We start from the raw sequence: 15,355 nt of genomic DNA, 5'->3' as shown, positions 1-15,355 counted from the left end.
TTGTTTACTAACCAAACTATAGTTATTTCACTTTCTAACATAGGTGACATCATGGTTACGCCAAACGCTCCATCTTCGAAAGAAGAGTTGGAAGCAGTAGAACTATTATCTTCGTTTAAAAATACTGGTATTGATCGTATCGAAGAACTTCCTGATGCTATTTTAAAGTTAAGAGGTTTTGTTAAGACGATCCCAGAATTTATTACAGATTCATTTATTCCATTTATTGAAAGCTTTTTTGATAGGCTTATTGAATCAGCATCTACTGATCAACTGACTCCTCAACAAATTCTTAATGTAGATGCAACATTCGCAGCATCACAGTTAATTTTGAGAGCAGTAGATACCGATCTGACATACGATAAAAATATTGCTTGGCGGACATATAAGCATATTTTTAATGTTCTCGTAAAACAAAAATTATTTAAAGATGAGATAGTTTTTTTATCAAAGCGAAGCCAGCATAGAGGTATTATTCGTTTAGCTTACAATGAGCCTTGCACAGTTCAAGATATAACCAACCAATTAGGTATAACACCTAAACAGAGAGTTTCTAGAATTACAACAGAACTCAAAAGAATGGGGACTATTTCAGAACGACTAAGTGCCACTGATGGGAAAACAAAAGAATATAGCTTAACTGAAAAAGGGAAGAAGGCTTATGTTCTAGTTCGAGAGTTGGAAGGTGAGCAAAAAGTTGAGTACCTAACAGTGAACCACATAAGACCAAGAGAAGCTATTTCCCAAACTTCCGGTCGAATAGTGCCGAGCTTCCATCAGGTTCCACATCAAGTTAGTGTTTCGGAGCAACCTCGAAACACCGAACTGACGAACGTAATACAAGAAGCGTTATCAGATAGTTGTAGAGCAAGTGATTCTTAATTTTTTATATAAAAAATTGGCAGTATTTTAGTTTGACGCTAAAAAGGCCTGAGTTCGATAAAATATCGAAATCAGGCCTTAGTTGTTGTTTAGCCATGAATCCAATGTATTTGTAGGCTTCTTAGTTCGCCCTTCTCATATCAGAATCAATGTCTAATTGGTCTCATTAACCAAAATAACTTTACGATGTGGGAATGGAATTTCAATGTTCGCTTCATCAAGCCCTTTCTTAATTTGCTCAGGCACTGAGTAACGAATATCGAAGTAGTGCTGACCTTCACAGAACGGACGTACAATGAAGTCTACCGAGCTGTTGTTTAAGGTTTCTACTTCAACAAACGGCGCAGGCTCTTTAAGTACATGGGGGTGTTCAGCGAGCACTTTGTCGATAACGGCGCGTGCAGCATCAATACTTTCACCATAAGCAACACCAAAGGTCATATCTACACCGCGAATTTCATGGTGTGAGTGGTTGGTAATTTGCTCGCCCCAAATTTGGCTATTTGGAATGATAATGTGTTGGTTATCGAAGGTTTGCAAAATGGTAGTGAACATATCTATTTCGGTGACTTTACCAAACTTGCCTGCTGCTTCTACAAAGTCATCTACTTTGTAAGGGCGGAAGATAAGTAGCATAACGCCAGCGGCTAAATTAGACAGTGTGCCTTGCAGTGCTAAGCCTACGGCAAGCCCTGCGGCACCCAGCAATGCAATGATAGATGCGGTTTGTACACCAAAACGGTTAAGTACTGCTATGCCCACGAAAGCTAAGATGGTGTAGCGTATTACGCTACCAAAAAACTTAAATAGGGTGTCGTCTAATTGGGGGTATCGACCGGCTAGTGCAACCATGCCTTTGTATGCTTTACCTGCTACCCACATGCCTATAATTAATATAAGTAACGCAAGTAGTATATTGGTGGCCCACGCTAGTGCGCCAGGGAGATACTGATCAACATCAAGTGATGCAATAAATTCTTCCATGCTCAAATTCCTCATAACGATTGATTATTCTTTAATGATTCGTAAGGGTGCTTCAAGCCGCTATGTTATAGGCCATAAACCACATTAAAGGTATTCATCAATAGTATGAAGCTGTGAAAATAAAGCAGCGAAATACACAAGGATTTCACTACTTTATTTTGATTAATCAGATAATTAAACGTTTTTAAAAGGTGTAGCGAACAAAGGCAGCAAACACCTCGGAATCGGAGAATTTAGTATATTCACCGCCAACTGCTATCGAATCCCAACGGTATTGTGTGCCTAACTTATAGGCTTTTTGATCAGAACCTTCATCCCATTTTTGCCATTCTAATCCGCCATAGACTTCCACATTGCTTGTTATCATATGTCGAATATTGGCTTCACCGGTAAAGTACTCGGTTCCGGCTGAAACGGCATTGTCACTGTCGTTTATTTTAATATCAATTTCACCATAGCCGACTTTACCGTCCAGTACTGTGCGATTTGAAAAATGGTGAATATAGCCAACTGCCACTTTCCAGCGGTCGACATCCATGTTTACCCCTTGGGTTTTGTCATCAGCCATAAAGTATGTGGCTTCACCAAAAACGTTCATTCCAAGTACTTTACTTGCCTTAAACTCAAAGCCTTTCGGAGTAAACATATCTAAATCGGCGAATTCCGTTTGCACCAATGAAACCTGTGCAAAGTCGTATGAAGGAGCATTAATAATGGGTTTGTCAGCCGCAAATACAGCACTTGCTGCTAAAAAACAGGTTGGAGCGATAAGAAGTTTATACATTGAATATCCTTATTAGGTTGGGGAACTAATAAGAAGAATAGGGGATGTGAGATGAACGAAAAATGAACGCTAAGTTAATCAATATTCAGGTAAAAAGAGGACATTTTCACTTATGCCTAGCTTTTTTAAACATACTGCATCGATACCACTAGATGCCCCCCACAAACTACAGGTAAATCGTTTCGTATTTGATTGGTGCTAGTTTTTGCAGAATTTGATTCTCTTGTTGATAGGTTAAGCCAACATCACGCATCGCGCCTTGCACATACTCCACTAAAATATAAAATTCTCGCTCTTTAATATTTAAGTCTTTGTGGGTCTCTAGCATGGCCTTGCCTTCGTAGACACAAGGGCCGCCAATAAGCTCGCACGTTTGTGATACCAGTTGTTTGCGTAAATGGCTTTTTGGAACACCATTAAAGTAATGCCCTATAACAGGGTCTTTATAGATGCGATTAATGGCAACACCAAACACAGTGTTAAGAGTTTTACTGCCACCAATTTCATCGTACAGGCTGGTAGCGTTTTGCTTGGCAGTGTGCGTGCTAGAACACCCGTTGATGCCGCCTAACAGAGTAAAAAGTAGCGTGATTACGGCTGTCGTTATGCTTGTTTTGTGTAAATAGGTACTCATCATCACCAACTTAAAAATTAGCAGTGACAGTTAGATAGAAGCCTGTCGAGCTAGGCTGCATAAGCAAGTTGCCTAAATCTACATAAGCTGCGGTGAGGGAAAATGACTTATTGGGAAAGTAAGCAATGAAGGCGTCGGTTACCGTATCTTCTTCTGCTAGCCCGCCTAGGCGATTGGTTTGCGTTCTAAACTCAACGCCGACCACGGTTGACGGGCTGGTTAGTAGCGCCAAAGAACCTTCCCATTCCAGTTTATAACTATCGTCATTTTCACTAGCAAAACCAAGTAACCCAAAGGTGTTTGCTTTGGTATAGCGGGCGGTCAGATTGGTCAATAGGTTGAAACCGTTAATATGGCCTAAATAAAGCTTGGTTGCAGAAACAAAAACATCAGTACCGCTATCATCTTTAGCCCCAAGTATGCGCGCTACACCTTGATTAGGAAGCGGGCCGGTGCCATCGGGCAATAGAAGCGTGGTATCAAAATCTCGGTGTTTTTTATATTGTGCGCCAATAGCCACTTGGGGTACCCAAGTGCGTTGGTTAAAAACGCCATCACCCAATATTTTCACTTTTGCAGACACAATATCTATGTCGATACGGGTAGATTGTGCGGCGCTAATTGCCCCATCGGTAAGTAAGCTGAAAACATTGCTGGTAATGCCAGATGAAATATCTAGAGTTTGTCGTTGTACGCTTAATTCAACGCGATCGTAAATGCCAAGGCTGGCACCAAAGGTGGTTAAGGTGTAGTCGTTTAAATGAAGGTATTGAACATTCGCGGTACCGTTAATTTCTTCTTTACTGCCATAGCCGCTAATAAAGGCCCAAGGCGTGATACCGCCACCAGCGGTGCCTTCAAATCCAGTAACGCCGCCCGTTGCAGTTAGGCGAGAGCCCGTGTTTGCACTGCTGAAAAATGAAATTAAACAAAAGCCTAGGCAAAAAAATGTTGCTTTAATCATAAATTCCCTTTCTTGAAGCTTACCTAAATAATAGGTAAGTTTTGTCAGAAATAAAGCCTTACTCGTGCTTTTCCTAAGCTGCAACCGTGAAGCGATTTTTGCCAGCCCGCTTAGACTGGTATAGCGCTGTGTCGGCAGACTCCATCATCGATTTCACATCTAAGGCAATAAGCTTGTTTTGATGATGATAAGCCACGCCCAAGCTCGCGGTTACACTAAAATCTGCGCCTTCTTTAGTGGTAAACCGGTGACTCCTGATATTTTCAAGGATTCGCTTGGCTATTTCTTTAGCTTGTAGCAGTGTGGTGCGGGGAAGGGCAATTATAAATTCGTCTCCCCCAATACGTGCAATAACGTCATTAGTACGTAGTGTATTTGCCGCTGTGTGTGCCACGGTTTTAATGACTTCGTCGCCTACGTGATGACCAAGGTTGTCATTAATGTGTTTGAAGTTATCTATGTCGAAAGAGATGAGTGCCAAGCCTACGTGACTGGGGTTCAGCTTAACTAGGTTGTGCTCGAAATAATCAAAGAAGTAACGCCGATTGTGTAAGCCAGTAAGATCGTCTCGAATAGAAAGGGCCAATAGCTTTCTTGAGTTTTTATATTGGAAAACCACAAAAATAAGTAACAGTGCAAAGATGACTACTACGCCTACCAGCATCATATTTTTCTGCCGTACTTTCAGCGATTGCTCCCTGGCCGTAGCCGCTTGAAGTTGTGTTTGTTGTTTTAGGAGGGCAATTTCTTTGTCTTTACGCTCGGCTTCCATTGTGGCTTGTACTTGGGTGACATATTCTGAATTGTTTAAACGCTGCAACTCAAGGAAGTCTTTGTAATACCTATGAATAAATTCAAAAGCCTGCTCAAAGCGATTATCTTTAAATGCCACTAAGCCTGCAATGTAATCAAGCTCTAAGTGCCACTGCGTATTGTGCAATGCTTCTATGCCGTTAAAAATAGTGCGTGCTTTCGATAAATCTTGTTTAGCCTCAGCCAAGTTATCAAGGGTTAAATTGCATAGGGCGCGTTTTTTGTAAAGTTCTGCGTTGTAATCAATGGGGCCCGATAAGCCCAGCGCATCATCGATAGCATCAATGGCAAGGTTACACTCTCCTCTTTCTGCCATTGTCATAGCGCGGCCATAATGCAAATAGAAATTTTCGCTGTGATTGTTGGTAAAATTCAGCGCTATTTCGTAACGGTCAAAGTAAGAAAGTGCATCATTCCAATTCTCCAGCTTTCGGTTCACCATAGCTAGGCCCAATAAGGTACTGGCAACATGGGGTTGGTAGCCAATGGACTCGAAGAAGGTAAGCGCACCTTCGTAATACTCAATGGCTTTTGTGTAATTACCTAAATAGTTATAGGTGTCGCCTAAGCTCTCTTCTAACAATCCATTAAAAAAGGGGTTGTTTAAAATGACGAGATTTTTATAAGCATCTTGCAGTATTAGGGTGGCCCGGTAGTAGTCTCCGGAAAGTGCAAATCCGTAACCTAACTCTCTAATAGCAAGCACGTAAATAGTACTGTTAGGCTCTTCTTTAGCGACTTCAACTGCATACTTCAGCGTGTCGATAGCGCCAGAAATATTGCCTGTTTGATGCATCCGGCTCCCTTTTAAATAAAGCCATAGTGCATTTTGTTCGTTGGTCATCACATTGGTGAATATTGCGACAGTGGCAAGGGTGGCATCCATTTCTTTGTATAAGGTTAATACACTCTCGGTTTGGGCTTTTCGTAACAACAGCCAAACTTTGCCGTCATCACTGAAGTCATTTGACTGCGCAAGTGTGACTAATTTTCGGTAGGTTTGCTGAGGGTATAGAAAAATAGCATTTTCAAAGTCGTGTAATGCATTTTCACTAATTGTGCCTGGCATAGTGTCAGAAACAGGTACTGCTGTAGGTGCGGTATCAAGAGTTGCAGACACAGGAAAAGAAAGGCTAACCAGCACCCCCCAAATGGCGAAAAGCATCAAAAAACAGATGCGTCTATGTACTACAGCCAAAAAAAGCCCTCCGAATGGCTACAAACTTGCTTAATTAACCTGCAATCTGGCACTAGGTTAGTATGAAAAGTGTTCGGAGTGAAGCGACATTTTTGCTTATTTTGTAAAGACTAAAGTTTGCCAACTGACACCTTGGCGGTGCAGTTTGTCGCTAGAGTCTGTGTTATGAATTAAGGTTAAGCCACAGGATTTTGCGAACTCGATGGTGTCCCTTGCATTAACCGGATTAGCCACCCGTTCGTCATCAAATTTCCCGTGTCGCAAAGTAATGACTAGGAGCCCTTCGGTTAAAAGCAATTGGCTACATCGTTGCAAGCTTTGTTGTTGCTGAACGTGGGTTAAGTGCATCCATACCGCGCTAATCAAAATTAACCCGTAGTGTTGCTTTTTCTGTGATGTGAGTAAGGGCAGGGTATCTTTAATCCACGTTACTGACTCTCCCGTAAAGGCAATGCCTGATTGCATTAGCGCGGTTGCAGGCTCAATAGCGGTTACGTGATTTCCCAAATCGGCCAGCGCTTTCGCGTCTCTGCCTGCTCCTGCACCTATGTCTAAGATAGTGGTATGGGTTAGCGACGGTATATGTGACAACCAATCGCCATGTACATCCTCAAATGCAACACTAGTGTATTGTGAAGCAAGCTTTGAAGCGTGCTGGTGGTAATACGCGATGTGTTTATTGTACTTCATGGTGTTAGCTGTTCTTTTGAAATGTGTTTAACCACTTGGCTAAAATCGCCAAGGGCATGTGATGCCTGTTCTGTCCAATGCCAAAACAAAGGCACACCTAATTGTTTGCTAGGAAATAGCGAGATGAGCTGACCCGATGCCACTTCTTGTTTAACTTGTAAGGTTGGCAATAACGCCCACGCTACGCCTTCTACGGCCATTTTTGCAAACCCATGAGATGACGGATACCAATGACATGTGGTTAGCGACGGCGGAAAGTCTAAACATTCTCGCTGATAGTCGGTGAGTAGGGTGACATCAAATTCGTCATAAAGTAACCCCGGTGTGCCCATTACTCGTTCAGGGTTTATGTCATTTTGAAGGTAACGCTGTATAAATCCAGGCGAAGCATAGAGTTGATAATTCATAGTACCAAGCCTTGCTGATTGCCCGCCGGTAATGGGAGTGCCAGTTTGGCTAATGCAGGCCATGACTTTACCTTGCTGCAATAAGGTGCGGGTTTGGGTTTGATCAGCATTATAAATATGTACGGGGTTAGAACGCATTTCACTAAATCTTGCCATCACCTCAGTAAACCAGGTCGCCAGCACATCGTTGTTTACTGCAACACTCAGTGGCGAAGCATGGTCAGCCGCCCCGCTGCGTGTGGTTAGCTGCTCTTCTAACACACTCACTTTTTGCACGTGAGACAAGAGTTGTTCGCCAAGTGGCGTGGCTTTAAGCGGTTTCATGCGCACTAAAACCGGCCCGCCCACTTGTTGCTCTAATCGCTTTATCTTTTGTGAAACTGCCGACTGAGTCAGGTTGAGCGCTTGAGCGCCGCGCTCAAAACTGCCGTAGCGTAGCACTTCGCGAAAACTGTGTAGGGCAGCATAATCAAGCATGATGAAAGCAAGCACTCTTATTTAAATAGGTATTCCCAGTATTATTAATTAATTTAATAGCAAAGAAAAATTATTAATTTAATTTAGTTTGAAAGGGTAGCTAAAATCAACGCCTATTTTTTATTCATTCAATTTTTGAGGTTTAGTTCATGTTTGCGGCAGCGTTGAGTGGTTTTGTGATGGGCGGCACCCTAATAATCGCCGTCGGTGCGCAAAATAGTTTTTTAATCGAACAGTCTTTGAAGCGTCAATGGACCGGGTTGTTCGTACTGCTGTTTATAGTGAGCGATGCCATTTCTATCAGCTTAGGAGCAATGGGATTCGGGTTGCTGTTACAAGAATATCCTTTGTTGGTATCAGTCACTAAGTGGGCGGGCGTTATCTTTCTTTTGTGGTTCGCGTTTAACAAACTCAAAGCCTCTATGGCTGATGATGCGTTGGTACTTGAAATGTCGAAGAAGCAAACGTCATTTAAGCGTGCGTTTCTGATTGCTATGGCGGTGACGTGGTTGAATCCTCATTTTTACTTAGATACGCTGCTATTAATGGGTAACTTGGCCAGCCAGTGGCAGCTAAATAAATGGTGGTTTGTCCTCGGTGCAGTTTGGGCATCTATCGTATGGTTTGTTGGGCTAAGTACCCTCACCGCTAAATTTGCGCACCATATGCAGCGCCCGTCATTTTGGCGTTGGTTTAACCGCTTAAACGCAGCGGTACTAGGGGCGGTAAGCATTCAATTGGCTAGCTTGTAGTATAAAAATATTAGTGAAAGCTTTTCGGTAAGCAGCCAATCGCAAGAAGGAGAGGCATATGAGCTGGATTTATTTGATTGTGGCTGGCTTATTAGAAATAGGTTGGCCGGTGGGGTTAAAGCTATCTCAAGAAGCTGAAACCCGCGTGCTGGGGATACTGTTAGCCGTAGGTTTTATGGCGGCCAGTGGTTTTTGTTTATGGATGGCGCAAAAAAATATTCCGATAGGTACTGCTTACGCGGTGTGGACTGGCATAGGTGCGGCGGGTACGTTTCTAGTTGGGGTTGTATTTTATGGCGATCCGACTTCTGTCGCGCGCTACTTTGGCGCAGCACTTATCGTGGCGGGCGTAGTGGTATTGAAATTAGCCCACTAACCCCACTAAAAGAATGTGGCGTTTAAAAAAGCTCAGGGAATACCTGAGCTTTTTTGTGTGCGGCTAACAGTAGCGATTAGTTAGCGTCTAGTTAGGGTTTAGCTGGGCGCGAAGTGCAGTTAAAAAGGTGTCGATGCGTTCGGCGTTTTTACCTAAATCGCTTTTTCCAACCCGAGATTTACTGCGAATATCTACAAGGGTGTTATCGTCTTTTGCTTTTAGGCGAATAACCACATCATCTTTGAATCCAAACCACTGGGTGGTGTCAGTCGCTTCTAATGTATAGGGCAATGCGCCATCGGACACACGCTCCCAGCCTAATACGTCAATAGTTTGTTCACTAGCTGCAAAGACTTCATCAATGCTTTGCGCCAATAATTGGGTTCTAATTTCAGGGTAAGCATCGATTTGCTGACGTGTTACCTCACCACCCTCGTAAGTAATAGGGTTAGGTGCATTTTCACGTAGCGGCGCAATAGCCACAAACGCCGGAGGGTTGGTCACATCGGTAGTGATATCGTGAATAGGCGGTACGGTACTGGCTTTGCCCATCATGCTAACAGGCATGGCGACAGCAATTAACGCTAATATAGCGAAAACAAACGTACTGCCCCAGCTGACGCTTTTACGTTTTATTAGTACTTGTAGAATGATAAGTATAATGGCTGCGCCACCCACATATACGCCATAGCGCAGAGAGGTAAATGCGGTGCCTAAATCAACGCCTGCGTACTGATATAGCGGGCCTGGTAATACCACCATTAAAAATCCAATAATGCTGGTCAGTGCAATGAGTGCTTTCAAGTGAGCTCCTAATTATTATTGTTGCTTTGTATAACATAACTTTAACAGTCATTGGGCGCTTTTGGTTCAAATTTTCCACTAAATTTGCGAGTAAAGCGCTTGATCCGTCGCAAAAACCTTTGCAAGCAGTGAAAGGACGAAGGAGTCAGAAGCACTAGTGGCGTTTACATAAGGGGAATAGAGTAACTTCTGCTATGCTATATGCTGATACAAACATGAGGTTTACTATGGGGAATGCCCAAGAGATCCCTTCTTTTAATGCGACGAATGCACAGAAAGTGGAAGTGCTGTTAGACATACTTTCCACAAAAAAAGCAGAGTTTGAAGAAGGGATGACAGAGTATGCGCTAATTTCGCAACTTAAGTCGCCACCCTATCAGTTGTTCAATGACAACGCGCTGCGCGATTCCCTAGCATTGTTTAATACCCACTTCATCTTGTTTCATACCCTATATTTGCTTAGAAATCTCTGGCGTGATGCCTCGGTGGGTGAGCTAGATATTCATACTACACGCATCATTCTATTGCCCTTGAAAGCGAGTAGTCAAAGCGCCTCTGTGAGAAACGCCACTACATTAGATAAAAGCGATCCGCTTGCAGAGTACTACCTGAACTGGCAAAACTTGGCCAGCACTGGTGAAGCTGATGTAGAGGCTTTATTGAATGGCTTTTGGCAGCGAATGATGGGGGCTGAGCCCGCTTTCGATTCAAAAGAAAGTATTGTGCAATGTCACACTTTACTCAACTTAGAGGAGTCTGTGTCAATCACGTTACCGACGCTTAAGAGGCATTACAAGAAGCAGTTGGCAACAGTGCACCCAGACAAAGGAGGTAGCCACGAAGCAGCGCAAAATGTTATTTCGGCGTACCAAACCTTATTGCGGTATTACGGGCTCTAATACTAAAAGTTGAATGAAAAGCGTGTTTTACAACCTTAGGGTACCGCTACAGTATAAAAATACTGCAACTGACCGATAAGATCAGCACCTTTAACTCCCTTTACTTTTAATCTTTAGTATAAGCGCGCACAATGTAAAGCTTGTGTCAGATATGTCATGAATAGGGTGTCCCATTATTCATACTGGCCGATGAGTAACCCTTTCGTCACAGTAAATTGATACGTTGTGCGTTACTGCGATGTCGCGCCGCATTTGAAGCATACGATCTCATTAGTCCAGTTGATGTGATCGGGCTGAGTAATGCCAATGTATTTATAACTCGGCGCATGGAAGTTACCTACGTTAATACAGGCCCAAAATTTAAGTTTACCGGTTAAACGTTCTCGTTTGCCGGTAATCGTTAGTTTTTAAATTCGAGAAATTATTATGAAACGCGTTTTTTATGTCATCACTACCCTAGCTTTGTTGGTAGGTGCGATTGGGTGTTCGTCTGAGTCTGAACAGGCGGGCGCAGGGCAGCAAGCCATGCCGCCACAGTCTGTATCGGTGCTTACTATTGCACGCCAAGCGGTAACCCATGAAATGATTCTGCCAGGAAGGGTTACGCCATCTCGTCAGTCTCAGGTTCGCCCTCAGGTTGATGGAGTGATTACAGAGCGTTTATTTGAAGAAGGTGCGCAGGTTGAAAAAGGCCAGCAACTTTATCAAATTGATGATGCGCGTTATCGTGCTCAATTAAACAGCACCATTGCTGACGTTAAAAGTGCACAAGCGAATTTAAAAACCTTAGAAGCGAAAGCTCGCCGCTACGATGACCTAATTAAACAAAATGCCATCAGTCGCCAAGAATACGACGATGTTATTGCGCAAAAGGAACAAGCACAGGCAGCGATTAGTGTTGCTCAAGCGGCGGTAGATTTAGCACGAGTTAACTTAGGCTATACCAAGGTGTATGCGCCAATTAGCGGCCGTATCAGTCGCTCGTTTGTGACAGAAGGTACACTCGCGACCACAAACCAAACGCAGCAACTTGCCACTATTACGCAGTTAAACCCTATCTTCATCGATATGCAGGAGTCGGGTCGAGCCATACTGACCCTTCGCCAAGCCATGCAAGAACAAGGCTCGATGCCTGTGGAATTGACTGTGGACGAGGCCACGGGTAAGAAATACGAACACATAGGTAGCGTGAAGTTTTCGGAAGTTACCGTGGATGAAAGTACCGGTTCAGTCGCCCTTCGCGCCGAAATGCCAAATCCAGACGGGTTGTTGTTACCAGGCTTATTCGTGAAAGGCCACGTTATTACCGGTACAGAACAGGCTCTACTAGTACCGCAGCGCGCTACGATGCGTCAACAAGACGGTTCATTGTCAGTCTATGTGGTGAACAGTAATGACGTGGTAGAAGCGCGTGCACTAAAAACTAGCGACATCTACAAAGACCAATATATTGCCACCTCGGGTATCAAAGAGGGCGATAGACTTATTGTTTCTGGTTACCAAAAAGTGAAACCTGGCAGTAAAGTAAACACCAGCGAGTGGCAGTCATCGTCACGCGGCTCACGTTAAGATAGGATTAGTTTACTATGGCTCGCTTTTTTATCGACAGACCCGTCTTTGCGTGGGTACTTGCAATTATTACGATGATGGCAGGTGTACTTGCCATTTATACCCTGCCAATTGAGCAATACCCTAAAGTTGCGCCACCCACGGTGACGATTACTGCAACTTACCCAGGGGCTTCAGCAGAAACTGTTGAGAACTCGGTCACGCAGGTGGTTGAGCAAAACTTATCAGGCATCGATAACTTACGTTATTTCTCTGCCAGTAGCTCAAATAGCAGTATGTCTATTAGCCTTACTTTTGAGCCGGGAACTGACCCAGATATTGCGCAAGTTCAAACTCAAAATAAAGTGCAAGCGGCACTGCCATTGCTGCCGACACAGGTGCAGCAACAAGGTGTCACGGTTGCAAAGTCAAACTCAGCGTTTTCGTTAGCCATTGGTTTTTATGACGAAACGGGGCAAATGAGTCAGTACGACTTAAGTGATTTATTGGTATCTCAATTTCGCGATTCAGTCTCCCGTGTTAACGGCGTGGGAAGCGTGCGGGTATTTGGTGCCCAGCGTTCAATGCGAATCTGGTTAGATCCAGACAAACTGTACAGCTACAACTTAACGCCGGTAGATGTACAAGCTGCTGTAGAAGTGCAAAACACCGATGTATCTGCGGGGCAACTCGGGGGCTTACCTGCCATTCAAGGCCAGCAAATTAATGCGACTATTCAAGCTCAGTCACGCTTACAAACCGTCGATGATTTTGAAAGCATCGTGCTGCGGGTAAATACCGATGGTTCTCAAGTTCGAGTTCGCGATGTTGCACGGGTTGAACTAGGTGCAGAAAGCTACGATGTAATCGTTCGATACGACCGTCACCCTGCCTCAGGTATGGCGATTAGCTTAGCGTCAGGTGCGAACGCGCTAGATACTATCAATGCGGTAAAGCAACGAGTTGAAGAGCTACGAGTCAACCTACCAGACAGCGTAAAAGTGGTTTATCCGGTAGATGCTTCACCCTTTATCGAATTGTCGATTGAGTCAGTGGTACACACGCTGATTGAAGCTGTGGTTTTGGTATTCTTCGTCATGCTGCTATTTTTGCAGAATTGGCGCGCTACCCTTATTCCTACTATCGCGGTTCCGGTGGTATTGCTAGGTACCTTTGCAGTACTACTGGCATTTGGTTACAGCATTAACGTATTAACTATGTTTGCCATGGTGCTAGCCATTGGTTTGCTAGTGGATGACGCTATTGTCGTGGTTGAAAACGTTGAACGTATTATGGAAGAAGAGGGCTTACCGCCCGCTGAAGCCACTAAAAAATCCATGACACAAATTACCGGTGCGCTAGTAGGTATTGCCGCGGTGTTATCGACGGTATTTATTCCTATGGCCTTTTTCAGTGGTTCTGCTGGGGCTATTTATCGCCAGTTCTCAATTACTATCGTGTCTGCCATGGGCTTTTCGGTTTTGGTGGCAATTATATTGTCGCCTTCATTGTGTGCCACGCTGCTAAAACAACACGATCCTGAACATGACAAAGACAAAGGCTTCTTTGGTTGGTTTAACCGCACATTCAACAAAGGCCGCGACCGCTATCAGCGTACCACTACCCACATGGCGAAACGTGCTAAGCGTTACTTTGCGGTATACGGTATTTTAGTCGCCGGAATGGCATATATCTTTGCCCAATTACCTGGTGCATTCTTACCCGATGAAGATCAAGGCCGCCTAATGGTGCTAATAAGTACGCCTCCTGGTGCAACTGCTGGGCGTACCTTAGAGTCGGTTAAAAAGGCAGAAGACTTTTTCTTAGACCAAGAGCAAAGTGCGGTTAACGGATTATTTACGGTTGTCGGTTTTAGTTTTGCTGGCCAAGCTCAAAATGCCGGTATGGGTTTTGTAAACTTGAATGACTGGAGTGTACGAGATGAAAGTGACTCAGCATTTGCGCTGGTAGGTCGCGCCTTTGGCGCATTTAGTCAAATTGAAGATGCTTCTGCATTTCCTATTGTGCCACCGCCCATTATGGAATTAGGTAACGCCACAGGCTTTGATATGCAGCTTGTGGATCGTGGAAGTAATGGTCATGTGGCCTTGATGAATGCCCGCAATCAATTGTTAGGCATGGCTGCGCAAAACCCTAAACTAGCTGGTGTTCGCCCCAATGGATTAAGCGACGTGCCTCAGTTTAAGGTGAATATAGACAGTGAAAAAGCATCTGCGTTGGGGTTAAACCTAAGTGAAATAAACAGTGCACTGCAAATTGCGTGGGGCTCAAGTTACGTAAACGACTTTATTGATAAAGGCCGTATAAAACGCGTTTATATGCAAGCGGATGCAAAATATCGCATGTCGCCAGACGATTTAGACAAGTGGTTTGTGCGTAACGCCGACGGAGACATGGTGGCCTTCAGTACCTTCGCGTCTACTGAGTGGGTGTATGGCTCGCCGAAATTAGAGCGTTTTAACGGTATATCATCGGTCAACATTCAAGGTAGCCCCGCTGAAGGTATTTCATCTGGTGAAGCCATGGAGGAGATGGAGAAGCTAGTCGCTCAATTGCCTGATGGTTATGCCATTGAATGGTCCGGCCTATCTTTTGAAGAACAACAAGCAGGCTCGCAAGCGCCTATGCTGTATGCTATTTCTATTCTCATTGTATTTTTATGTCTAGCGGCATTGTATGAGAGTTGGTCTGTGCCCTTTGCAGTAATGCTAGTGGTACCTTTGGGTATATTAGGGTCGGTAACGGCTGCGTTCTTATTCAATTTACCAAACGATGTTTACCTACAAGTTGCGTTTTTGACCACAGTGGGTCTGGCGGCGAAAAATGCCATTCTTATTGTTGAGTTCGCGAAAGAGCAATACGAAGAAGGCATTGATTTAATGACGGCGGTATCAAATGCGGCTTCTCAGCGTTTTCGCCCCATATTAATGACATCTATGGCCTTTATACTCGGTGTAACACCGCTGGCAATGGCTAGCGGTGCAGGTTCAGCAAGCCAAAACGCGATAGGTATTGCGGTGATGGGGGGCATGTTTGCTGCCACCTTCTTAGCCATTTTCTTTGTACCTATGTTCTACGTGATGGTTGAAAAGCTGTTTCATAAACAAGATAAATAACTTAGA

Annotated in this window: 14 protein-coding genes; 6 read left to right on the top strand and 8 right to left on the bottom strand. The window is 44.0% G+C overall.

From position 1 onward, the window contains the following. Positions 1-51: 51 nt before the first annotated feature. Positions 52-882 (top strand): MarR family transcriptional regulator, encoded by an 831-nt coding sequence (locus C7Y69_RS10485; protein ID WP_013786055.1) that lies wholly within the window; start codon positions 52-54, stop codon positions 880-882. Positions 883-1,035: 153 nt separating this feature from the next. Here the strand turns inward: C7Y69_RS10485 and C7Y69_RS10480 are convergent, their stop codons facing one another. The 7 genes from C7Y69_RS10480 to C7Y69_RS10450 all read right to left on the bottom strand — a co-directional run bounded on the left by C7Y69_RS10480 (position 1,036) and on the right by C7Y69_RS10450 (position 7,833). Next, a complete protein-coding gene (locus C7Y69_RS10480; RefSeq protein WP_013786054.1) occupies positions 1,036-1,866 on the bottom strand; it encodes a mechanosensitive ion channel family protein in 831 nt (276 codons plus the stop codon). A 184-nt stretch (positions 1,867-2,050) separates the two neighbouring features. Then, the gene (locus tag C7Y69_RS10475) at positions 2,051-2,650 is read right to left on the bottom strand and encodes a hypothetical protein (RefSeq protein ID WP_126872667.1); all 600 of its coding nucleotides are present in this window, start codon (positions 2,648-2,650) and stop codon (positions 2,051-2,053) included. A 166-nt stretch (positions 2,651-2,816) separates the two neighbouring features. Further along, positions 2,817-3,284, bottom strand: a complete 468-nt coding sequence (locus C7Y69_RS10470; protein WP_126872666.1) for a group I truncated hemoglobin — start codon at positions 3,282-3,284, stop codon at positions 2,817-2,819. Between the two features lie 10 nt (positions 3,285-3,294). Beyond that, entirely contained in the window at positions 3,295-4,248 is a 954-nt protein-coding gene (locus tag C7Y69_RS10465) for a DUF3034 family protein (RefSeq protein WP_126872665.1), read from the bottom strand. Between the two features lie 73 nt (positions 4,249-4,321). After that, complete coding sequence (locus C7Y69_RS10460; RefSeq protein ID WP_126872664.1) at positions 4,322-6,259, bottom strand: diguanylate cyclase; 1,938 nt, start codon at positions 6,257-6,259, stop codon at positions 4,322-4,324. A 96-nt stretch (positions 6,260-6,355) separates the two neighbouring features. Then, the gene (locus C7Y69_RS10455) at positions 6,356-6,949 is read right to left on the bottom strand and encodes a class I SAM-dependent methyltransferase (protein ID WP_013786049.1); all 594 of its coding nucleotides are present in this window, start codon (positions 6,947-6,949) and stop codon (positions 6,356-6,358) included. After that, on the bottom strand, positions 6,946-7,833 hold the full coding sequence (locus C7Y69_RS10450) for an ArgP/LysG family DNA-binding transcriptional regulator (protein WP_126872663.1): 888 nt from the start codon (positions 7,831-7,833) through the stop codon (positions 6,946-6,948). Before C7Y69_RS10450 ends, C7Y69_RS10455 begins: the two co-directional genes overlap by 4 nt. Positions 7,834-7,982: 149 nt before the next feature. On the opposite strand from C7Y69_RS10450, the gene C7Y69_RS10445 reads away from it, so the two are divergent. Continuing rightward, positions 7,983-8,585: a LysE/ArgO family amino acid transporter gene (locus tag C7Y69_RS10445; protein WP_126872662.1), complete on the top strand. Its 603-nt coding sequence runs from the start codon at positions 7,983-7,985 to the stop codon at positions 8,583-8,585. 58 nt (positions 8,586-8,643) lie between these two features. Beyond that, positions 8,644-8,961, top strand: a complete 318-nt coding sequence (locus C7Y69_RS10440) for a DMT family transporter (RefSeq protein ID WP_126872661.1) — start codon at positions 8,644-8,646, stop codon at positions 8,959-8,961. An 87-nt stretch (positions 8,962-9,048) separates the two neighbouring features. Here the strand turns inward: C7Y69_RS10440 and C7Y69_RS10435 are convergent, their stop codons facing one another. Beyond that, complete coding sequence (locus tag C7Y69_RS10435) at positions 9,049-9,765, bottom strand: DUF1499 domain-containing protein (RefSeq protein ID WP_126872660.1); 717 nt, start codon at positions 9,763-9,765, stop codon at positions 9,049-9,051. Positions 9,766-9,992: 227 nt separating this feature from the next. Here C7Y69_RS10435 and C7Y69_RS10430 point away from each other — a divergent pair, with 227 nt between their 5' ends. The 3 genes from C7Y69_RS10430 (at position 9,993) to C7Y69_RS10420 (ending at position 15,349) form a co-directional block, all read left to right on the top strand. Next, a complete protein-coding gene (locus C7Y69_RS10430) occupies positions 9,993-10,664 on the top strand; it encodes a DNA-J related domain-containing protein (RefSeq protein ID WP_041453106.1) in 672 nt (223 codons plus the stop codon). A 426-nt stretch (positions 10,665-11,090) separates the two neighbouring features. Beyond that, positions 11,091-12,233 (top strand): efflux RND transporter periplasmic adaptor subunit, encoded by a 1,143-nt coding sequence (locus C7Y69_RS10425; RefSeq protein ID WP_013786043.1) that lies wholly within the window; start codon positions 11,091-11,093, stop codon positions 12,231-12,233. A gap of 17 nt (positions 12,234-12,250) precedes the next feature. After that, complete coding sequence (locus tag C7Y69_RS10420) at positions 12,251-15,349, top strand: efflux RND transporter permease subunit (RefSeq protein WP_126872659.1); 3,099 nt, start codon at positions 12,251-12,253, stop codon at positions 15,347-15,349. Positions 15,350-15,355: the final 6 nt, after the last annotated feature.

This window comes from Alteromonas sp. KS69 (genome assembly GCF_003989595.1).
Classification (GTDB): Bacteria; Pseudomonadota; Gammaproteobacteria; order Enterobacterales; family Alteromonadaceae; genus Alteromonas; species Alteromonas naphthalenivorans.
Note: the sequence above shows the minus strand (reverse complement) of the source record. Positions and strands in the feature narration are given on the sequence as shown.